This is a genomic window from Shewanella sp. 553, from assembly GCF_059338375.1.
Map to the genome: position 1 here is coordinate 3,506,568 of NZ_CM181701.1, position 21,242 is coordinate 3,527,809.

A 21,242-nucleotide genomic window follows, 5' to 3' on the forward strand; every position below is an offset into this window, starting at 1 on the left:
AGCCTGTTAAAATTAAAAAAGCCCGTTAAACGGGCTTTTTTAATTAGACTCACCTCAAGTACAGACTACTTATGGTATTGAGGAGACAGTGCATGCACCGACTTGATGAACGAACCCGCATGCTCTGGATCGACATGCTGGTGAATACCATGTCCTAGGTTAAATACATGGCCAGTGCCTTCGCCGTAAGAGGCCAAGATTTGATCCACTTCTTGATGGATACGCTCAGGAGTACCATACAGCACAGAAGGATCCATGTTGCCTTGCAGGGCAACTTTATCACCCACGCGGCGACGTGCATCACCGATATCCACAGTCCAGTCGAGACCTAATGCGTCACAGCCAGTTTCAGCCATCGCTTCTAGCCACAAACCACCGCCCTTGGTGAATAGGGTCACAGGCACTTGACGACCATCAGCATGACGCGTTAGTCCGTCAACAATCTTTTGCATATAGCGCAGTGAGAATTCACGGTAAGCATGATGTGATAATGCGCCGCCCCACGAATCGAAAATCATTAATGACTGAGCACCATTAGCCACTTGCGCATTCAGGTATAAGGTAACTGAATCGGCAAGCTTATCGAGCAGCATATGCAGTGTGGCAGGCTCTTCGTAGGCCATTTTTTTGATTTTTTCGAACGCCTTGCTTGAACCACCTTCAACCATATAAGTCGCTAGGGTCCAAGGCGAACCAGCAAAACCAATCAACGGCACTTCACCTTTAAGCTCACGACGAATCGTGCTTACGGCATTCATCACATAACCCAGTTCATCTTCTGGATCGGGAATGCACAGCTTTTTAATGGCATCTATGGTATCGGTAGGACGTTCGAAACGTGGGCCTTCGCCCGCTTCAAAATAGAGACCAAGCCCCATAGCATCAGGCACAGTCAAAATATCAGAGAACAAGATCGCGGCATCTAAGTCGTAACGACGAAGCGGCTGAAGAGTGACCTCGCAGGCCAAATCTTGGTTCTTGCAAAGAGACATAAAGTCACCAGCTTCGGCGCGGGTCGCTTTATATTCTGGAAGATAACGACCAGCTTGACGCATCATCCAAACAGGAGTTCTATCAACAGGTTGTTTTAGTAAGGCACGTAAATAACGATCATTTTTTAATTCTGCCATGAGGCTCTATTCCTACGCTTATTGATTTCCGCTGGGACAGTAGTTTAGCATTTACGTGAATAAAGTAACCTCCATCAGTACATTTATGTGACAAACGCCGCTTGATTATAATTTTATCGTCTACCTGTTTGTTTTTACGACAGACTATTAATGGATAATGAGGCAAAGGTTCCTAATTCGTTAGAAAAACGTTGCACCACATCAAAGCCTTTGATATAAAAAGTCTGCGCTAGCAAGAACAATCAAGAAGCTCGTCGCATCGAGCCCGCAATACCTTTACTCGCCCAGCGATAGGATTCTATCGCTGGGCATTTTATTTTCAGCACCACAGTGGCTCACCCATTCGTTTTACATATACAACCAGCAGATTAGACCAGACGTACCTTGGCTCTGTTTACACCAAAAAAGAGTTGATCAAAGCAGTGGTTGTCACCTACATTAGAAGTTACAGGACAATGTGGATGGGGAACGTCATGCTAAAGCAATTGGAAAGAGCCGAACAAAAATGGAGAGGCTCCAACACACTGATTGACCAATGGCTCAATCATCGACGTAAGTTACTGATCCAATACTGCCAAGTTGCGGGGTTGCCTCCCTATGAATCTCACGATAAGTCACTTCCTAGCTTTCAATCAGTAAAAGACTTTTGCGATCTTTTAGTCGATTATGTTTCCGAAGGTCACTTTGAGGTTTACGATCGCCTTGTTAGCGCCTGTGACAACAATGGGCAATCGAGCCAAAGCCTAACTCATGAGGTGATGCCAAAGATCAGTGAGACGACCGATCTAGCGCTCGACTTTAGTGACAAATACACCGAAGCCGATGATGACAAAATTCTGTATCAACTCGACCATGATTTATCATCCCTTGGTGACGCTATGGAAACCCGTTTTCAACTAGAAGACCAACTATTAGAAGCACTGCATCGCAAATCTGCATAAGCAGGCATTTAAGTGATAAGTCACATTTAAACAGCATTTTACTCACATTAAAAAAGGCCAGCTAATTAGCTGGCCTTTTTGCTGTTTACCTAATCGAATCGATTAACTTAAACCGCAGATTGGAAGATCACTTCGCCTGCTTTCTGAGTGTAAGATTCAATCTTATCGAAATTCAAGTAACGATAAGTATCTGATGCTGTCGCATCGAGCTCTTTAGCATAATCTTGATATTCAGTGACGCTTGGTAGACGACCCAGTAATGCCGCCACCGCCGCTAGCTCAGCCGAGGCTAAGTAAACGTTAGCCCCCGTACCTAAACGGTTAGGGAAGTTACGCGTAGAGGTTGAAACCACAGTTGCGCCTTCGGCTACACGTGCCTGGTTACCCATACACAATGAACAGCCAGGGATCTCGATACGCGCACCGACACGACCGAAGATAGCGTAGTAACCTTCTTCAGTGAGCTGGTCTCTGTCCATCTTAGTTGGCGGCGCGATCCATAGACGTGTTGGCAAGGTCGTTGCAAACTTGTCTAGCATCTTACCGGTTGCGCGGAAGTGACCAATGTTAGTCATACAAGAACCAACGAAGACTTCGTCAATCTTAGTATCGGCAACCGATGACAATAGCACTGCGTCATCTGGATCGTTTGGCGCACACAAAATAGGCTCTTTGATCTCATTCAAATCGATTTCGATCACTTCAGCGTATTCAGCGTCGCTGTCGGCTTCCATCAACTCTGGGTTCGCAATCCACTCTTGCATCGCAGTAATACGGCGCTCGATAGTACGACGGTCACCATAGCCTTCGGCGATCATCCACTTTAACATGACGATGTTAGAGTTGAGATATTCGATGATAGGCTCTTTATCTAGCTTGATGGTACACCCTGCAGCACTACGCTCGGCTGAGGCATCAGATAGCTCAAACGCTTGCTCAACTTTCAGCTTTTCAAGGCCTTCAATCTCCAGTACTCGACCAGAGAAAGCATTAATTTTACCTTTCTTCTCAACGGTCAGTAAGCCCATTTCGATAGCTTTGAGCGGAATAGCATGTACCAAGTCACGCAATGTGATACCGGGCTGCATCTCACCTTTAAAGCGTACCAATACAGATTCAGGCATATCCAGCGGCATAACACCTGTCGCGGCAGCAAACGCCACTAGACCGGAACCTGCTGGGAATGAGATACCGATTGGGAAACGCGTATGCGAGTCACCACCCGTACCAACCGTATCAGGCAGTAGCATGCGGTTTAACCACGAATGGATAACCCCGTCACCTGGACGCAGTGACACACCGCCACGGTTCATGATGAAATCAGGTAGCGTGTGATGCGTGTTCACGTCAACTGGCTTTGGATAAGCCGCGGTGTGACAGAAAGACTGCATGGTCAAATCGGCGCTAAAGCCAAGACAAGCCAAATCTTTTAGCTCATCACGGGTCATAGGGCCGGTCGTGTCTTGAGAACCGACAGAGGTCATCTTAGGTTCGCAGTATTGGTTTGGACGCACACCAGCAACACCACACGCCTTACCGACCATCTTCTGCGCTAGGGTGTAACCCTTGCCAGAATCAACCACATCTTGTGGACGAACAAAAATATCTGATGCAGGTAACCCTAGTGTTTCACGTGCACGATCAGTCAGGCCACGGCCGATGATCAATGGAATACGTCCACCAGCACGCACTTCATCTAACAAGACTTCGGTTTTCAGTTTGAATTCTGAAATCACTTCGTCAGTGCCGTGACGCTTAACCACACCTTGATATGGGTAGATATCAATCACATCACCCATGTTCATTTCGTTAACATCAAGCTCGATAGGCAAAGCGCCAGCATCTTCCATGGTGTTAAAGAAAATTGGGGCAATTTTACCGCCTAGACAGAAACCGCCAGCGCGTTTGTTAGGCACATAAGGAATATCATCGCCCATAAACCACAATACTGAGTTAGTAGCTGATTTACGTGAAGAGCCGGTACCGACAACATCACCCACGTACACGAGTGGATGACCTTTCTCTTTAAGGCTTGCGATCTCTTTGATTGGACCCACAACACCTGGCTCATCGGGTACGATACCGTCACGGGCATTTTTTAGCATAGCTAAAGCGTGCAATGGAATATCAGGACGAGACCAGGCATCTGGCGCGGGAGACAAGTCGTCGGTGTTGGTTTCACCGGTCACTTTGAATACGGTCAGGGTCACTTTTTCAGCTAGCTTCGGACGGTTCAAGAACCACTCGGCATTCGCCCAAGACTCAACCACTTGCTTAGCATGAGCGTTACCCGCTTGCATCTTCTCAACGACATCGTGATACGCATCAAACATCAGTAGGGTATTTGATAAGGCTTTCGCCGCTAACGGTGCCTGGGCATCGTTGTCCAGCTGAGCAATCAGTGGCTCAATGTTGTAGCCGCCTTGCATAGTGCCAAGCAGTTCAACAGCGCGCGCTGAAGATAGGATAGGTGAAGTCACCTCACCTTTGGCAAGTGCATCAAGAAAGCCTGCTTTGACGTATGCAGCTTCATCGACACCGGGTGGAATTCGATTTTCTAGCAGGTCAAGAATAAATTCTTGCTCACCCGCTGGCGGATTTTTGACTAATTCGATTAACTCGGCCACTTGATGGGCATCTAGTGGCTTAGGGACTACGCCCTCTGCAGCACGTTCTGCGACGTGTTTACGATATGCTTCTAGCACGGCAACATTCCTCTTTGTTTGGCGTTCTAACAGCGAAACTGCACGTCTTCAATTTTGAAGTAACATTTTGAAGTTAACAGTCAAGCAGGCTTAACCCGTATTTCCGGCCGCATTATACTACAGCTTTGCAAAAGTATGAATCAGATCACACTCTTAGAAGTGAGAAATTACCGGGATTCTCTAGGGCGCAAGGCAATTTATCTCAGTGATAAAACAAATGAAATTAGACAATAGTTTGAAACAAGCAATAACTAGTTGATAAACATTAATTTTGGTGCTTAACAATAATTTATTATAAACGCACTAAAAAGCGCATTTATGCGCAAAAATATTTTAAAAAACTTCACCTTATCGGTCGTATTTACCCCAGAAATACGCATAATATTCCATCGACAATGCGTAAATAACCATCAGGAATGGCTCAATGACCCACAAAAGAGTAGCTGCGGTGATCTTCGACATGGACGGGGTATTAATCGACTCTGAACCCAGCTGGCAAGCGGCTGAAATCAATGTATTTAGCCAATTAGGGTTGCCAATTTGCCTACAAGATACGCTACAAACCACCGGATTGCGTATCGACCAAGTGGTCGACTATTGGTATCGACGCCACCCTTGGCCAAATTATGATAATCAAGCCACGGCCAACGCCATTGTGCAGCAAGTCGCGGCAGAAATATTGCGCAGCGGTGAGGCCATGTGTGGCGCCATATCGGCACTGCAAGCCTGCCAAGATAAGCAATTAAAAATTGGCTTAGCCACCTCTTCATCATCGCCACTCATCGAAGCCGTACTGCAAAAACTGGATATAGGCCATTATTTTAATGCCATCTGCAGCGCCGAGTCGCTCACCTTTGGTAAACCGCATCCCGAGGTCTATCTTAATTGCGCAGCCGCTTTACAGGTCACACCCCAAGCGTGTATCGCCATTGAGGATTCCTTTAATGGCCTTATCGCCGCCAGAGCGGCCAATATGCATACTGTGGTGGTTCCGGCAAGCCATGAGGCCGAGCACGCTAAGTGGGCTGCAGCGCACCGTAAACTGGATGACTTAACTCAGTTAAATCACTATTTAACCCAGCTCATGTTTACCCAATAGCGCTAATCACCAGTGAATAAACGTAATGCCTGCTGCCGATTCAGCCATGAAGTAAAAAAGCCGACATCCAGTGATGTCGGCTTTTACTCGTAATCCAATCACTCGGCTTACATAGGTGGTTGCAATCAAGGCCCAGTGAATATGCTTTAATTCAGGGTTACCAATTTTTACCTAAAAAGAGAAATACCGATTTTTCACCGTCATCGGCCCAACCAAAACCAAAGGCCGCCGGCCCCATCGAGGTATCGGTACCAAAGTACAGACTGCCGCCATAGATTAACTCATTCATATTAACATCATCACGTACTAGCCACACATTACCGGCTTCAATACTGGTCCCTAAATAGAGCGGGTAATCCGTCATCCCCAACATATCGCGGCCCAGATCGTATTGGTAAACAAAGGCGCCAAACACCTTATGTGGGCCAACCAACGCATTTTTATGATAGCCAGATAAATTAAGGAAGCCCCCTAACTCTGAAACGTGCACACTAAATTGATCATCATTATCGACCGTTGCAAACGAAGCCATCCCCACCACGGCATGATTATTAAAACTTAAAGCGCCGCGCCAGCTGCCCTCAAATTGAAAAGAAATATCGGATGGATTGGTCGCAATCTCCTGCGGGCTCTCATCTTTACGATAATAGAAATCAAGCGTTATACGATTGCCCGAGGTGGGAAAGTTAATACTGTTAAGATCATCGAAGCCAAACTTAAGGTAAGCCCCATAGGACTGATAATCTAAATCCCCCGGTAAGAATCCATTTTCCAAATAGCCATTCTGCGCAGTCAAGCCTAACTCTACCGCTCCATGATTGACATAATTAAAACCAAGCCCTAGATCGGCAGCATAATTTGTTTGCCCTAAACGCAACACTCGATTGTTTTCTTCGTAAAAATCCCAATCTTTGCGCTGATAAGAGAGTTCGGTGCGGGCAAAAAAACGTTGATCAGAATCGAGCGGCAAATAAAATTCGGTGGAGAGTAGCTTCTCAAACCCGAGACGTAATTCGTTACGCCACTCACCGCCATATTGAGTAAGATCGGTTATGGTGTAAGCCACATCCAATGACACCACTGAATCGAGACTGAAATCATCTTCCCAACTGAAACCGAGCTGAAAATAATTGGGTCCCCAAGATTTAGCTTGAGTGTTGAGCACGAGTATCCTACCAGCATCAGTATCAATAAATTCGGCATTGACTCGCTCAAATTTATCTAATGCATAAATATTTTTAATTCCTTGTTCTAGCGTATTTTTATCAACAACATCCCCTATCTCAACCCCTAAGGTTTCCCGCAATAGTTTGGCACTGACTTTAGAGTTATTTTCAAAGCGCAATTCAACTACAGGTTGCAGCATATTATTGTTCCAACTTAATCGCTGGACATCTTTTTTTGCTTGATAATCAAGGTAGGATGCTTGACTGACAGATAAGGCTTTGAGTCTATCGAGTTGCGCCAATACTGCCGCATCACCTAAGCTATAAGCTTCAGGCATGATAGTGAAATCTGTGGTACTCAACTCACCCACATCTGGGCGTATCAAAATATCTTGCTCAGTCAGCAGCTGCTTTTGACGTTCGGTGCTGGCGTTGGTCAACATGGTCGATAGCTGATTCAATACCGCGACCGTGCTAGCCAACTGATCGCGCTTAACCAAAGAAGAGCCAATATCAACCGCAATCACAATATCGGCCCCCATCGCCTTAACCACATCGACAGGCATATTGTTGGCGATACCGCCATCAACCACCATCTTGCCATTGTATTGCGCCGCTTGCAGTGCACCGGGCACCGTTGCCGAGGCTTGCATCGCATCAACCAGGCTACCGTGATCCATCACCACGGGCAGGCTAGTTTCTAAATCGGTTGCAACCGCACGATACGGGATCGCCAGCTGATCAAAACTACTAAATTGATGAACTAAATCGGTAGAGCGTTGCAGTAATATCGACATGGTTTGGCCGCGGAGCAAACCATTAGGCGTTTTTATCTCTTTGTCGCTGTATCCCACATTAATAGGAATATTAAACCTGTCTCTGTGTTGCTTATCACGGTAACTCAACGCCTCTCGCGGAATAGTATCAGAATAGCCATCACTCCAATTTTCGCCCATCATGATGGCTTCAATCTCGTTAGCACTGTAGCCCAGCGCATACATACCGCCGACATAGGCTCCAATACTGGTACCGGCGATAAAATCAACAGGGATCCGCTGCTCTTCCAGCACTTTAAGCACCGCCACGTGAGCAGCACCTTTGGCACCGCCGCCACTAAGCACTAGGCCCACCTTGGGGCGAACATCGTCAGCAAGGGCACTAACGCCATAAAACAATGTTATAGATAGCAGCAAAAAACGCATCATATGAGGTCTTTATTTAAGTGATTGATACAAAGAAATACAGTCTAGCAAACATCTTAACAAACTAAAAAGTTTGCTTTTTATTCAATCACATTACTGGCCGACATCGGTATGCTGTTGCGCATTGAGATACGCCTCAAACTCTGGCACCGCCATGGGTTTGGCAAAATAGTAGCCTTGAATAATGTAACAACCTCGACTGAAGACCTGCTCAAGCTGCGCCTTAGTCTCAACGCCCTCGGCCACAACCGTTAACTTAAGGTTGCGCGCCAACTCAATAATACTACTAGCAATGGCCTGATCGGCCTCATTATTGGCGATATCGATTAAGAAACAGCGGTCGATTTTTAAGGTGCTAACATCGAAACTACGTAAATAAGCCAGCGATGAGTAACCCGTACCAAAGTCGTCAATGGCCACATCAATGCCTAAAATACGCAAGGCTTGTAGGTGCTCTTTGGCGATATGAAGCTCTTTCATCAACACCCCTTCGGTGATCTCCAACCCTAACATTTGCGCTGGCATCCCAGATGTTTGCAATGCCTGTTCAATCCCTTGAATGAAGTCTGGCTGCCTAAAATGCACCGCAGAAATATTGACTGACAGTTGCAATGCATCGCCGTAACGTTTGGCCCATTGAGCCCCTTGCATACAGGCCTGCTTTAGCACCCAGCGATCGATATCAATAATCAAACCACAAGACTCGGCGACCTTAATAAAGATATCGGGACTAATATACCCCTCCTGCGGATGACGCCAACGCAGCAGTGCCTCCATGCCAACCACTGTATCATCTTTTAACATATCGATTTGCGGTTGGTAGTGCAGCTCAAACTCCTCTCGAGCAATAGCTTTATGCAGGTCCGCCTCAAGCTTAAGATGGTATAAGGATTCTGCATTGCGCTTTGCAGAGTAATATTGGAAATTGCCCCGCCCCACCTCTTTAGCATGGTACATCGCCTGATCGGCATTTTTAATCAAGGTCTCCGCCTGCTTGGCATCATCGGGCCAGAGACTCACGCCGATGCTGGTGGAGATAAAAAACTCACGACCAAAGAGTTCAAACGGCAGCTCAATTTGACGGATTAACGATTCGCATAGATGGTTTATCGCATCTATATCGTTAATGTTACGCAATAAAATCAGGAACTCATCACCACCAAAACGACACAAAATATGCTCATCAGACACACAAGATTGCAGTCGCTTAGCCGCCTCAACCAGAAGAGCATCGCCCATGCTATGACCATAGGAGTCATTCACACTTTTAAAACGATCGAGATCGAGAAAGATCAGCGCCAACGTCTGGTTATTGGCTTCGGCGCGCTGAATACTTTTATCCAATCGAGTGGAAAATAACGAGCGATTGGGCAGCCCAGTCAACACATCATAGTTAGCTAACTGTCGCAGTGACGCCTCTGTCTGCTTGCGCTCTGAGATGTCGGAGAACACGGCCACATAATGGGTAATCCCTCCATCTTCATTGGTCATCGTCGATAAATTTAACCATACCGGGCACATTTTTTCAGCGGGGGTACAGAAACTATGCTCGCCAGTCCAGGTGTGGTCATGCTCAAGTAAAAGACGAATATCATTATTAGCAGCGTCCATATTTGCAGTTGAGCCATGATGGTGCAGCAATTGAGAGAAGGCACAATCAATCAACTCCTCTGCGCTCATCTGTAATATGGTTTGTGCCGCCTTATTTGATACCTTAACCTGTTCATCAGCATCGAGGATCAGTACCCCTTCTGAGGTGTTACTAAAGGCCTGAGCCAGCAACTTAACGTCATCCTCTAAGCGCCGCTGGGTGGTGATGTCAGTATAAATTCCAGCCACTTTCTTAATCGCACCACTAACAGGGTCAAATTCAAGCGGCTTGCCACTGACACGGGTCCAACCCCAAGTGCCATCGAGACGCCAATATCGATAGTCAACATCTAAACGGTCATCTTGTTGAGTAATTAAGCGTTGCCAGGCTTTAACCACTTTTGCGCGATCATCGTCATGAACAGGAAACTCCTTGATGCTGAGTAACAGCTGCTGTTCATGACTGGGGAAATTGCCACCGTGATTCTCCAAATTGAATAAACCATTATCACTGTGCCATTCCCATAATTCAGAGTCGCTGCCACGCAACGACTGCCGTAGACGGTCTTCACTTTCTCGCAGCGCGCGATTGACTCGTTTAAAGGCCGATAATTGCTTTTGCCTCACCATTAAAAAGCAGAATCCAATGGCGATCGCAGTCATAATAATCAAGGCTTTAAACCAGTCACTGGTCCACCAATAGTCTTGCACACTAAAAGAGTAAGAAAATGGCCTTGGTGACCAGATACCATTTTGCTCACTGAGAATATCTAGGGTGTAATGACCTTCGGGTAAGCCCGCAATATTGACCTGGGACTGCCCTTGCAACAACACATAGTTAGCGGGAGATTGGCCATTATCGCGCCGTAGGCGATACTGCAACTGCAAGGGTAAGTCTGTAAGATAATTTAAACTGGTGAGTTGAAAACTGATCATGTGAGCACCGGGCGCAACAACACTGTTGGGCTCAGGTAAAAGTGACCTTTCGGTGGTTTCATCAAAAAATACCGACATCGACTCCAGCATAATGCCATCAGCAGCCAAACGGTTGCTCAATTTGGAGACATCAATAAGTTCAACCCCATCAGGGCTGCCAATATACAAGCCAATTCCAGGCTCATAAAACGAGGCGCCATCGTTAAGCTCTTCGCTCAAAAGCCCATCTTGCTGCTCGATAACCAAGAGTTTTCCACTGGCTAAATCTTGGCGGATCAATGAAGTGTTGCAGCCCAACACCCGATAATCGGCTAGTTGCTCAATAAAATACACCGAGCCGCATTCAAGTTGCCAATCTTGGGTTAACGTATAATGCTGCCCTGTTTTAGGATAATATTCGACCAACCCATTAGGCGAGGTTCCCAGCCACAATACGTCCGAATCCACTTCACTGATATAACTAATATCGACCGCTCGCTCACCATCATCAATCACATCGCTGCGCGAATAGTAGATCCCCCGATTATCAACATAGCCAAAATGATCACCACCGCCCAACCAGAGCTTACCGTCACTGGCACGAAAAATAGCACGCAGGGGGCTTTGATATTGCTTTCCGTCTATATCTTGTAATGAAAAAGCGTACAGAGCTTGGCTACCTTGATCCCAGTAAAATAATCCTGTCGCCGTGACAAACCACCAACGATGGGTCAACAAGGGATCGTGGTACACCAAATAAATAATCTTATTTTCTAGCGACGATTGACCTCCAGTCCACTGCGCAAAACGTAACATCTGGTTATCATCGCGGTTATAGACAAACAAGCCATTGGTGGTGCCTAGCAAGAGGTGCGCCTCATCAAGTGGCTTAATGCTATATACACTATCACTGACCTCCATCGCATCAATGGAGATCAACTGGCTGCGGCGTTGCTCACGGTTGATTTCAATCAAGCCTTGATCTGTGCCTAGCCATAACCACTCTTGCTGAGCAAAAATACTCCACACCATATCATCGACAAGTTGGTAGGGGGGCTTACGCGTATAGCTCTCTATGACAAACTCGGCGGTATCGGCTAGGATAGCCAGCTCACTTCCTGAGCCACCGACCCAGACAAGATCGTTGCTATCAACCGCGATTTCATGCACATAGTTGAGATCGGCTACTAACTTAATCTGATCATCAAACAGCTTAAATAGCGCGGTATCGGGATGCCATTTTGCCAGTTCATCTCGACCCGCAAGCCACAAAAACCCACTTTTATCTTGGTCAATATCTGAGATATGAAATGAAGCCTGACTCATTTTTTCGACCGTTAACGAATCAGGATGCACACGATATAACCCGTTCGTCGACCCCAACCACACTCGCTGCTGGCTGTCTTCAAATAGGGTATTTATCTGCCCCATCGCTTCGGTCCAGGTAAATACTCCCTTTAGCATGCCTAAGCTGTCTCTTAGTTGCAGTTCTCTTTTCTTGGCAAAAATAAATTGGTTGTTAGCACTGGCCGATAACGTTAACCATCTTGAATCCGGATCGTGAGGAAGAGCGTTGACAAAGGTCAATGTCATGGCTTGATAATCAAAACGATACAGCTCTGCAACGTTATTAAGCAGCAGATAATTGCCGTCGCTTAATAAAGATAGACCACGTAAACCACTGCGACGTACATCGCTAAATAATGCGTCGCTACCAAATAGGCTAAACTCATCGGTGACCATATTGTACAGATAGGTGTTGGCATAGGTACTGACCAACAAGTGGGTGTCACTCAACGACTCTGTCAAAGTGATAAATTCGTCTGACAGGCGGATACCATCGATATTCTTATCGATTCTTCGTGCCTTGATATCGCTAATTCGATAAAGACCCTCTTCGGTCGACAGCCAGGTGTAACCATGCTTATCGAAAGTAATGTCATTAACCTTCGCATTTTGTAAACCATCACGGGCACTAAACACCCGCTGCACCAACTGATCACCATAAGCAGGCAATAGCAAGCCAACCCATAGAATAGGCAGTAAAAGTAGACGCAAGAGTAACGTCATATTCATAAAAAATGCAGCTCAGCCAGACGAACGGTGAACCATAATAGAGGTGTTGTTATCGCACTCAACCTTTTGTAAAAGAAATGATAAAAATAAAGGTGGAATTAGATTAACAAAAAAAAAGCGCTCAATGAGCGCTTTTTTTAATAACTTGAGGTTATTTTTTCTTCTTTGCCTTAGGATTAGGCAAATCAGTGATTGAACCTTCGTAGATTTCAGCGGCAAGACCCACTGACTCATGTAGGGTTGGGTGAGCATGGATCGTTAAGGCTAAATCTTCTGCGTCACAACCCATTTCGATTGCAAGACCAATTTCACCCAGTAGTTCGCCACCGTTAACACCCACGATAGCACCACCAATAACGCGATGAGTCTCTTTATCGAAAATCAGCTTAGTCATGCCGTCAGCGCAGTCTGAAGCGATTGCACGTCCACTGGCCGCCCATGGGAAAGTTGCCGTTTCGTAAGCAATGCCTTGCTCTTTAGCTTCTTTCTCGGTAACACCTACCCAAGCCACTTCTGGGTCTGTGTACGCAATTGATGGGATCACTTTTGGATCGAAGTAGTGCTTCATGCCCGCAATCACTTCAGCGGCAACATGGCCTTCATGCACACCTTTGTGAGCCAGCATTGGTTGACCCACGATATCGCCAATAGCGAAGATGTGCGGCACGTTAGTGCGTAGCTGCTTATCTACATTGATGAAACCACGCTCATCGATGTTAACACCCGCTTTATCAGCGTCGATTAACTTACCGTTTGGCGTACGACCAATGGCAACCAATACTGCGTCATAACGCACAGGCTCAGCCGGGGCTTTTTTGCCTTCCATTGACACATAGATACCATCTTCTTTGGCTTCTACTGCGGTCACTTTAGTTTCAAGAATAAGGTTAAACTTCTTCTTAATCTTCTTCGTGTACACGCGCACGATATCTTTATCGGCAGCAGGGATCACTTGGTCGAACATCTCAACCACGTCAATGTCACTACCCAGTGAAGAGTACACAGTACCCATCTCTAAACCGATGATACCGCCGCCCATAACCAGCAGCTTACCAGGAACTTCTTTCAGCTCTAGCGCGTCAGTTGAGTCCCAAATGCGTGGATCTTCATGAGGAATAAACGGTAACTGGATTGGACGAGAACCCGCAGCGATAATGGCTTTTTCAAAGTGGATCACTTTAACACCATCTTCACCGGCCACTTCAAGCGTGTTAGGACCAGTAAACTTACCTAGGCCATTAACGACGTCGACTTTACGCATCTTAGACATGCCGCCAAGACCGCCAGTCAACTGGCTAATGACGCTTTGCTTAAACTCACGTAGTTTATCAAGATCAATCTGTGGCTCGCCAAAGACCACACCGTGATGAGAAATCGCTTTCGCTTCTTCAATCACTTTAGATACATGCAACAGCGCTTTTGACGGGATACAGCCGACGTTTAGACATACACCACCAAGGGTGCTAAAACGCTCAACGATCACAGTCTCTAGCCCTAAGTCGGCAGCACGAAATGCCGCTGAATAGCCCGCAGGACCCGCCCCTAATACCACTACCTGAGTTTTGATTTCGTTACTCATGTTTTCCTCTATTCTTTTTCATTCCGTTGGGAGGAATCCCGGCCCAACGCTGTATGACGCCAGCTTTTGAACGTATGTTCTTGTAAGGTGGCCGCATTTTAACCTTTCAACGAGTTAAACAAAAGGCTACTCAACCTGAGTAGCCTTAATCATTACAAAATAAGTGTGCGTATGTCGGACAGCATACTTGACAGCGTCACACTGAAGCGTGCGGCCATAGCGCCATCGATAACGCGGTGATCATAAGATAAAGACAGCGGCAACATTAACTTAGGCTCGAAATCTTTACCATTCCACTTAGGTTTAATCTCTGACTTAGACACACCAAGAATCGCCACATCAGGGTAATTCACAATCGGTGTAAATGCTGTGCCACCAATACCGCCAAGGCTAGAGATGGTGAAACAGCTGCCCTGCATGTCGGTCGCTTTTAGCTTACCGTCACGGGCCTTGATAGAGATCTCCATCAGCTCGGCAGATAATTCAAGAATGCCTTTCTTATCGACATCACGTACAACCGGCACGACCAAACCGTTAGGCGTATCGACCGCCACACCGATGTGGTAGTACTTCTTCTTGATCAGCGACTCGCCATCAGGGCTCAAGCTAGCGTTGAACACTGGGAACTGTTGCAGTGTCTTAGCAACGGCTTTCATCATAAACACCAATGGGGTGATCTTGATGCCGCTCTTCTGCTTAGCCGCCAGCTCATTTTGCTGCTTACGGAACGCTTCCATCTCAGTGATATCGGCCTCATCAAACTGTGTCACATGCGGGATCGTGACCCAGTTACGGTGAAGGTTTGGACCCGAGATCTTCTGAATACGGCTCAGTGGTACTTCTTCCACTTCACCAAACTTAGCAAAATCAACCTTAGGTGCGGCAATCACATTCAGCCCACCAGCGCCACCCGCAACGGCTGTCGCCGCAGTGGCTTTTGGACGGCTTAGCTCATACTTGATAAACGCCTGAACGTCTTCCTTAAGAATACGTCCTTTACGTCCAGTACCAGTAACTAGGTTTAAGTCGGCACCAAATTCGCGTGCTAAACGGCGCACTGCAGGTGAGGCATGAACCGCGCCTGTCTTAGGCGTGCTACCGGCACTTGGGTGATGCGGTACTGGCGGCTTACTGGCCGCTGGAGCCTGTACAGGCGCAGCAGGAGCAACTGGCGCGGGCGCTGCGGCTGGTGTAGGTGCTGCAGCTGGCGCAGCAGACTGAGTTTCAACCGTAGCAATCACACTACCTTGAGACACTTTATCGCCCACCTTCACCGTTAACGACACCAGTTTACCGGCAAATGGCGCTGGCACTTCCATGGTCGCTTTATCGGTTTCAAGCGTGATAAGGCCTTGGTCGGCTTCAATCATATCGCCGACAGCCACCAACACTTCAATCACATCGACATCAGATGCATCGCCAATATCTGGCACGGCAATCTCTTTCACTTCAACCCTAGTTGTTGCTTGCGCGGCTGCAGGAGCTGGAGCAGCCTCTGCAACGGGTGCAGGCGCAGCGGCTTCACCACCAGCAACTTGCAGCATCAATACTAGCGAGCCTTGAGACACCTTATCACCCACAGCGACTTTCAGTTCAGTCACCACGCCTGCAGCAGGTGCAGGCACCTCCATGGTAGCTTTATCGGTTTCAAGGGTAATAAGCCCTGTATCCACGTCGATACTGTCGCCCACAGCCACTAATATTTCAATCACATCAACATCTGACGCATCACCGATATCAGGCACGGTCACTTCAATGATTTGTGACGCCGATGGCGCTGCAGCAGCTGGTGCGGCTACAGGAGTAGGCTCAGCAACCGGCGCGGCTGGTGCTGGCGTTTCCGCTGCTGGCGCAGGCGCTGCAGTCTCTGCCCCCGCGGCACTCATCATCGCAATCAAGGTGCCTTCTGACACGGTGTCGCCCACGGCCACTTTCAGCTCAGCAAGGGTACCCGCGAAAGGCGCAGGAATATCCATGGTCGCCTTATCGCTTTCTACTGTAATGATCGACTCTTCTGCTTCGATGCTGTCACCGACAGCAACGCAGATCTCGATAACTTGTACTTCATCCCCACCAATATCGGGGACTAACACTTCTTTTAATTCAGCCATTATCTGTCCCCTTACGCGTACTGTGGGTTGATCTTGTCAACGTCGATGCCATATTCAGCAATCGCTTTAGTCAACACATCCACTGGCAATTCATTGCGGTCAACAAGTGACTTAAGTGCAGCGATAACAATAAACTTAGCGTCCACTTCAAAGTGATGACGTAAGTTTTCGCGGCTGTCACTGCGGCCGAAACCGTCAGTACCGAGTACTTTGTAATCGGTTGGCACATACGCGCGCAGTTGCTCGCCGTATATCTTCATATAGTCGGTGGCCACAATCGCAGGAGCATCACTCGATAGCACTTGGCTAATGTAAGCCTGCTTTGGCGTTTCAGTTGGGTGCAGCATGTTGTAACGCTCGGCAGCCTGACCATCGCGAGTTAGCTCGTTAAAGCTAGTGACGCTAAAGACATCTGACGAAATACCGAAATCTTTTGCCAGCGCTTGCGCCGCTTTACGCACTTGCTCAAGGATGGTGCCACAGCCCATAAGCTGTACCTTACCCTTGCCGCTGCCCGAAACAGACTCAAGCTTGTAGATACCTTTAACGATACCTTCTTCGGCGCCTTCAGGCATTTCTGGCTGAACGTAGTTTTCGTTCATTGTGGTCAAGTAGTAGAAGATATCTTCTTGGTTTTCGCCATACATACGACGGATACCATCTTGAACCACAACCGCAATCTCATAACCGTAAGTTGGATCATAAGAGATACAGTTTGGAATTGTGTTGGCTAATACATGGCTGTGACCATCTTGATGCTGCAGACCTTCGCCGTTAAGCGTGGTACGCCCTGAGGTGCCACCGACCATAAAGCCGCGCGCACGCATATCGCCAGCCGCCCATGCCATATCGCCAATACGTTGGAAACCAAACATAGAGTAATAGATATAGAAAGGGATCGTTGGCATGTCGTTAACCGAATAACTGGTTGCCGCCGCGACCCAAGATGACATAGCACCTAGCTCGTTAATCCCTTCTTGCAGTACTTGGCCCGACTTATCTTCGCGGTAGTAAGCCACTTGATCAGAGTCTTGTGGGATATACTTCTGCCCTTCGTGAGCGTAAATACCCACTTGACGGAACAGGCCTTCCATACCGAAAGTACGTGCTTCATCAGGAATAATTGGCACGATCCGCTTACCGATCTTCTTGTCTTTGAGCAGTGCAGTCAAAATACGCACAAACGCCATGGTGCTTGAAATTTCACGCCCGTTTGAGCCTTTAAGCACTGAATCAAAAATCTTCAGTGATGGCACTTCTAGATCTTCTGAGAATTTAGAGCGACGCGCAGGCATTGCCCCATGCAGCTCTTCACGACGCGCTTTAAGGTACTTAACTTCTTCAGAATCAGCACCGGGATGATAGAAAGGAATCTCTTCTAATTGGTCATCGCTAATCGGAATATTGAAACGATCGCGGAAGTATTTAAGTGATTCAACACCCATCTTCTTCACGTTGTGAGCGATGTTTTTACCTTCACCCGCATCACCCATACCATAACCTTTTACGGTTTTGGCTAGGATAACCGTTGGACGACCTTTGGTGTTTTTAGCATGCTGCAGCGCAGCAAAAATCTTAACAGGATCATGACCACCACGGTTTAGACGCCAAATGTCATCGTCAGACATGTTAGCCACCATCTCGGCAGTCTCTGGGTACTTACCGAAGAAGTGCTCACGCGTGTACGCGCCGCCTTTGGCTTTACAGTTTTGGTATTCACCATCAACGGTTTCTTCCATCAACTGCAGTAGCTTACCGCTAGTATCACGCGCTAATAGTGGATCCCAGTAACGACCCCAAATCACTTTAACCGCTTCCCAGCCGGCGCCGCGGAACTCGCCTTCAAGCTCTTGGATGATCTTACCGTTACCACGCACAGGGCCATCGAGACGCTGTAAGTTACAGTTAACAATAAACACCAAGTTATCCAACTCTTCACGAGCAGCAAGGCCGATAGCACCTAATGTTTCTGGCTCATCACACTCACCATCACCCAAGAAGCAGTATACGGTTTGCTCAGAGCAATCTTTCAGACCACGGTCGGTAAGATACTTAAGGTAACGGGCTTGGTAAATCGCCTGGATAGGACCAAGACCCATAGAAACTGTAGGGAACTGCCAGTAGTCAGGCATTAACTTAGGGTGTGGGTATGAAGAGAGACCTTTACCATCAACTTCTTGACGGAAGTTGTTCATCTGATCTTCGGTAATACGCCCTTCAAGGAATGAACGCGAGTAGATACCCGGTGCAATATGACCTTGGAAATACACCAAATCGCCGCCATCTTTTTCATTAGGCGCACGGAAAAAGTGGTTAAAACACACATCGTAAATCGTGGCACTAGAGGCAAAACTGGAAATGTGACCACCTAGCTCAAGATCTTTTTTCGATCCGCGCAGTACCATAGCCAAGGCATTCCAACGTACGATAGCGCGGATACGACGCTCCATCTCTTGGTTGCCTGGCATGTGTGGCTCTTGGCCAGCAGGAATCGTATTTAAATACGCAGTCGTCGCTTTATAAGGTAGATGGGTGCCGTTACGACGCGCCTTATCGATTAGCTTTTCTAACAGATAGTGCGCGCGCTCTGGGCCTTCCTGCTCTAATACAGCTTGCAGTGAATCTACCCACTCTTGAGTCTCTAACGGATCTAAATCTTGTAGCATATGTTCAGACATTTCGCAGTCCTTCCCTATATACATGAATAATATGAATTAAGTGATAAAAAATGTTGCTAAGGACCTTTGCCTAAACACCACTCTTTAAGCGGCGCAGACTACGCTGCAACCGACTGTCTTCTTCCCGCACAGACAACATCACTTCCTCGATATAACTTAAATGTTCATTCGAGGCTTCTCTTGCTGCGTCGGGATCGCGGCGCACGATAGCGGCGAGTAGATCTCGCCGATGCTCATTTGCCATCTTAGAGGCGTCAGCTCTGCGCTTAAGCAACTCTAAGTTTTGCGCCACATTCTTATGCAGCACGGGAGATAAACTTAATACCAAGTGTAGCATCGCCACATTATGTGATGCCTCGGCAACCGCGCGATAAAAACACACGATTGCTTCAGCCTGCTCCTCAATATTAGGAGCGGCTTCTACCGCTTGGATTTTTTGTTTGATGTTTTGCATATCCGCATCGGTACCCCGAAGCGCCGCAAAATAAGCCATCATGCCTTCAGTGGCGTGACGAAACTCGAGTAGGTCGTATTGACTCTCAGAATCGCTGTGCATCAGCTCCACAATAGGATCTGCCAGGCTCTGCCAAAGTTGTTCTTTGACATAAGTGCCACCGCCTTGACGACGGAGCAACAATCCTTTTGCTTCTAACTTTTGAATGGCTTCACGAAGAGAGGGTCGAGAGACTTCAAATTGCAGTGCCAATTCACGCTCTGGCGGTAATTTTTGTCCCGGTTGCAGACTCCCTTCGAGGATCATCTGCTCCAACTGACCCATGATCACGTCAGAGATTTTTGGCTGGTTGATTTTGCTATAAGCCATATGGGCCTCAGCTCCTATTGTAAATTGGTCTTACCAATTTAATTGACTGAGCGCACTTTATCAAATCACATTTCAGATGTCTAGTTCGTGATCTGCTTCATACTGCCTCAGAATTTGTGAGGATAGCGGAAATTTTACGGCAAGGGGTCAGACCATTTACCACTCACAAGGCCGACCTTCATCCCCCTTTACCTTTCGACGACTATGCCACGACACCAAATATCGTTAACAAAGAAAGGCCCGTGACCAAGAGGATAAAATTACGCTTACTCAACTGTAGCAAAGAGATAGTCGATTGCACGCATATCGGTGTGGTCGATGAAGGCTCGATAGTTTCTGCCGCTAGGGCCACTTCGGTCAGTAGGGTTTTAGCTGGCATTTGCCACTGCAACGCCAAGCGACGCCAGCGACTAAAAGCAGCCGAAAAATGACCGCTCAAAACATAACCAAACGCGATCAAGCGACTCGGTAACCAATCAAGCACAGTCAACGCCGAGCCAACCAGCGGTAAGTGGATTTTTTGGCTAGCGGCCTCATCATAAAAATAACGCACGGTACAATAAAGCACGGCGCCAGCTGGCCCAAAGAAAATCAAATACAGCGCCACAGCGCCATAAAAACGGTAGTTAAGCCAAGCCACAGTCTGGCCGACTTTGGCGCCTAAGTCGGTTTCCGATATCGCATCGAGGCTAACACTGGGATCAAGCGCCTCGGCAAAGTGATAACATGCTTGCGCATCCCCTCGGCAGGCCGCTTGAATATATTGCTTAAAGACTTGCCGCTGCTTGAGATGACTAAAGCATAAAATGGCCACCACAGACCATAATAGTAAACTCACCACGCCCCAAAACACCCCAGTAACCAACCAGCTTAATACCAGCACACTCACTGCAGGCAATAACAGCGCAAGCAGCATCATTGGCTCACTTTTCAGCGATTTAGCTCCAAAGAAAGTTTTACTATATAAAGCCAACAACGTCTCTAGCTGCCAAGCTTGTGGCAACAGCTTTAACCGCTCAATCATAATCGCTATCAATAACGAAAACAGCGCCATCTCAGTCTCCTTACCCTGTCATTAATCGTCTTATTCGGCTTATCCGAGTAAACCCTTTTTATACCTAGACCAGTCAAAACTCGCGCCTCGCATCTGGTTCCGTTTTACGCCCAGGCGCTATATCACCTAAATAACAATACCTTGCCAATCAATCGGCTTATCCGAGTAGCCCC

The 21,242-nt window shown here is 47.3% G+C and carries 11 protein-coding genes; 2 read left to right on the forward strand and 9 right to left on the reverse strand.

What is annotated here, in order from left to right; translation table 11 throughout:
* Window positions 1–65 precede the first annotated feature (65 nt).
* On the reverse strand, window positions 66–1,130 hold the full coding sequence (gene hemE / locus AC5YBZ_RS15510; protein WP_494520768.1) for a uroporphyrinogen decarboxylase: 1,065 nt from the start codon (window positions 1,128–1,130) through the stop codon (window positions 66–68).
* A 473-nt stretch (window positions 1,131–1,603) separates the two neighbouring features.
* Between hemE and rsd the strand changes: the two genes are divergently transcribed.
* Window positions 1,604–2,071, forward strand: a complete 468-nt coding sequence (rsd, locus tag AC5YBZ_RS15515; protein WP_494543157.1) for a sigma D regulator — start codon at window positions 1,604–1,606, stop codon at window positions 2,069–2,071.
* A 107-nt stretch (window positions 2,072–2,178) separates the two neighbouring features.
* Here the strand turns inward: rsd and acnB are convergent, their stop codons facing one another.
* Window positions 2,179–4,776, reverse strand: coding sequence for a bifunctional aconitate hydratase 2/2-methylisocitrate dehydratase (acnB, locus tag AC5YBZ_RS15520; protein ID WP_475515022.1), 2,598 nt, complete (start codon window positions 4,774–4,776; stop codon window positions 2,179–2,181).
* Between the two features lie 424 nt (window positions 4,777–5,200).
* Between acnB and hxpB the strand changes: the two genes are divergently transcribed.
* Window positions 5,201–5,875, forward strand: a complete 675-nt coding sequence (gene hxpB / locus AC5YBZ_RS15525; RefSeq protein ID WP_475515023.1) for a hexitol phosphatase HxpB — start codon at window positions 5,201–5,203, stop codon at window positions 5,873–5,875.
* Between the two features lie 157 nt (window positions 5,876–6,032).
* On the opposite strand, the gene AC5YBZ_RS15530 is transcribed toward hxpB, so the two are convergent.
* The 7 genes from AC5YBZ_RS15530 to ampE all read right to left on the reverse strand — a co-directional run bounded on the left by AC5YBZ_RS15530 (window position 6,033) and on the right by ampE (window position 21,069).
* Window positions 6,033–8,246, reverse strand: a complete 2,214-nt coding sequence (locus tag AC5YBZ_RS15530; protein WP_494520766.1) for a patatin-like phospholipase family protein — start codon at window positions 8,244–8,246, stop codon at window positions 6,033–6,035.
* 90 nt (window positions 8,247–8,336) lie between these two features.
* Window positions 8,337–12,824 (reverse strand): EAL domain-containing protein, encoded by a 4,488-nt coding sequence (locus AC5YBZ_RS15535; RefSeq protein ID WP_494543158.1) that lies wholly within the window; start codon window positions 12,822–12,824, stop codon window positions 8,337–8,339.
* A gap of 151 nt (window positions 12,825–12,975) precedes the next feature.
* Window positions 12,976–14,403 carry a dihydrolipoyl dehydrogenase gene (lpdA, locus tag AC5YBZ_RS15540; protein ID WP_494520764.1) on the reverse strand — a complete coding sequence of 476 codons (1,428 nt, stop codon included), beginning with the start codon at window positions 14,401–14,403 and terminating at the stop codon, window positions 12,976–12,978.
* A gap of 152 nt (window positions 14,404–14,555) precedes the next feature.
* Entirely contained in the window at window positions 14,556–16,514 is a 1,959-nt protein-coding gene (aceF, locus tag AC5YBZ_RS15545; RefSeq protein ID WP_494543159.1) for a pyruvate dehydrogenase complex dihydrolipoyllysine-residue acetyltransferase, read from the reverse strand.
* Between the two features lie 11 nt (window positions 16,515–16,525).
* The gene (aceE, locus tag AC5YBZ_RS15550) at window positions 16,526–19,192 is read right to left on the reverse strand and encodes a pyruvate dehydrogenase (acetyl-transferring), homodimeric type (RefSeq protein ID WP_494523998.1); all 2,667 of its coding nucleotides are present in this window, start codon (window positions 19,190–19,192) and stop codon (window positions 16,526–16,528) included.
* 70 nt (window positions 19,193–19,262) lie between these two features.
* Window positions 19,263–20,015: a pyruvate dehydrogenase complex transcriptional repressor PdhR gene (gene pdhR / locus AC5YBZ_RS15555; RefSeq protein ID WP_494520761.1), complete on the reverse strand. Its 753-nt coding sequence runs from the start codon at window positions 20,013–20,015 to the stop codon at window positions 19,263–19,265.
* A 202-nt stretch (window positions 20,016–20,217) separates the two neighbouring features.
* Window positions 20,218–21,069, reverse strand: a complete 852-nt coding sequence (gene ampE / locus AC5YBZ_RS15560) for a beta-lactamase regulator AmpE (protein ID WP_494543160.1) — start codon at window positions 21,067–21,069, stop codon at window positions 20,218–20,220.
* Window positions 21,070–21,242 lie beyond the last annotated feature (173 nt).

What these genes read in the sequence shown, in the direction of transcription:
- hemE (WP_494520768.1), bottom strand. Translation starts at nt 1,130, where the DNA reads ATGGCAGAATTAAAAAATGATCGTTATTTACGTGCCTTACTAAAACAA.
- rsd (WP_494543157.1), top strand. Translation starts at nt 1,604, where the DNA reads ATGCTAAAGCAATTGGAAAGAGCCGAACAAAAATGGAGAGGCTCCAAC.
- hxpB (WP_475515023.1), top strand. Translation starts at nt 5,201, where the DNA reads ATGACCCACAAAAGAGTAGCTGCGGTGATCTTCGACATGGACGGGGTA.
- AC5YBZ_RS15530 (WP_494520766.1), bottom strand. Translation starts at nt 8,246, where the DNA reads ATGATGCGTTTTTTGCTGCTATCTATAACATTGTTTTATGGCGTTAGT.
- AC5YBZ_RS15535 (WP_494543158.1), bottom strand. Translation starts at nt 12,824, where the DNA reads ATGAATATGACGTTACTCTTGCGTCTACTTTTACTGCCTATTCTATGG.
- lpdA (WP_494520764.1), bottom strand. Translation starts at nt 14,403, where the DNA reads ATGAGTAACGAAATCAAAACTCAGGTAGTGGTATTAGGGGCGGGTCCT.
- aceF (WP_494543159.1), bottom strand. Translation starts at nt 16,514, where the DNA reads ATGGCTGAATTAAAAGAAGTGTTAGTCCCCGATATTGGTGGGGATGAA.
- aceE (WP_494523998.1), bottom strand. Translation starts at nt 19,192, where the DNA reads ATGTCTGAACATATGCTACAAGATTTAGATCCGTTAGAGACTCAAGAG.
- pdhR (WP_494520761.1), bottom strand. Translation starts at nt 20,015, where the DNA reads ATGGCTTATAGCAAAATCAACCAGCCAAAAATCTCTGACGTGATCATG.
- ampE (WP_494543160.1), bottom strand. Translation starts at nt 21,069, where the DNA reads ATGGCGCTGTTTTCGTTATTGATAGCGATTATGATTGAGCGGTTAAAG.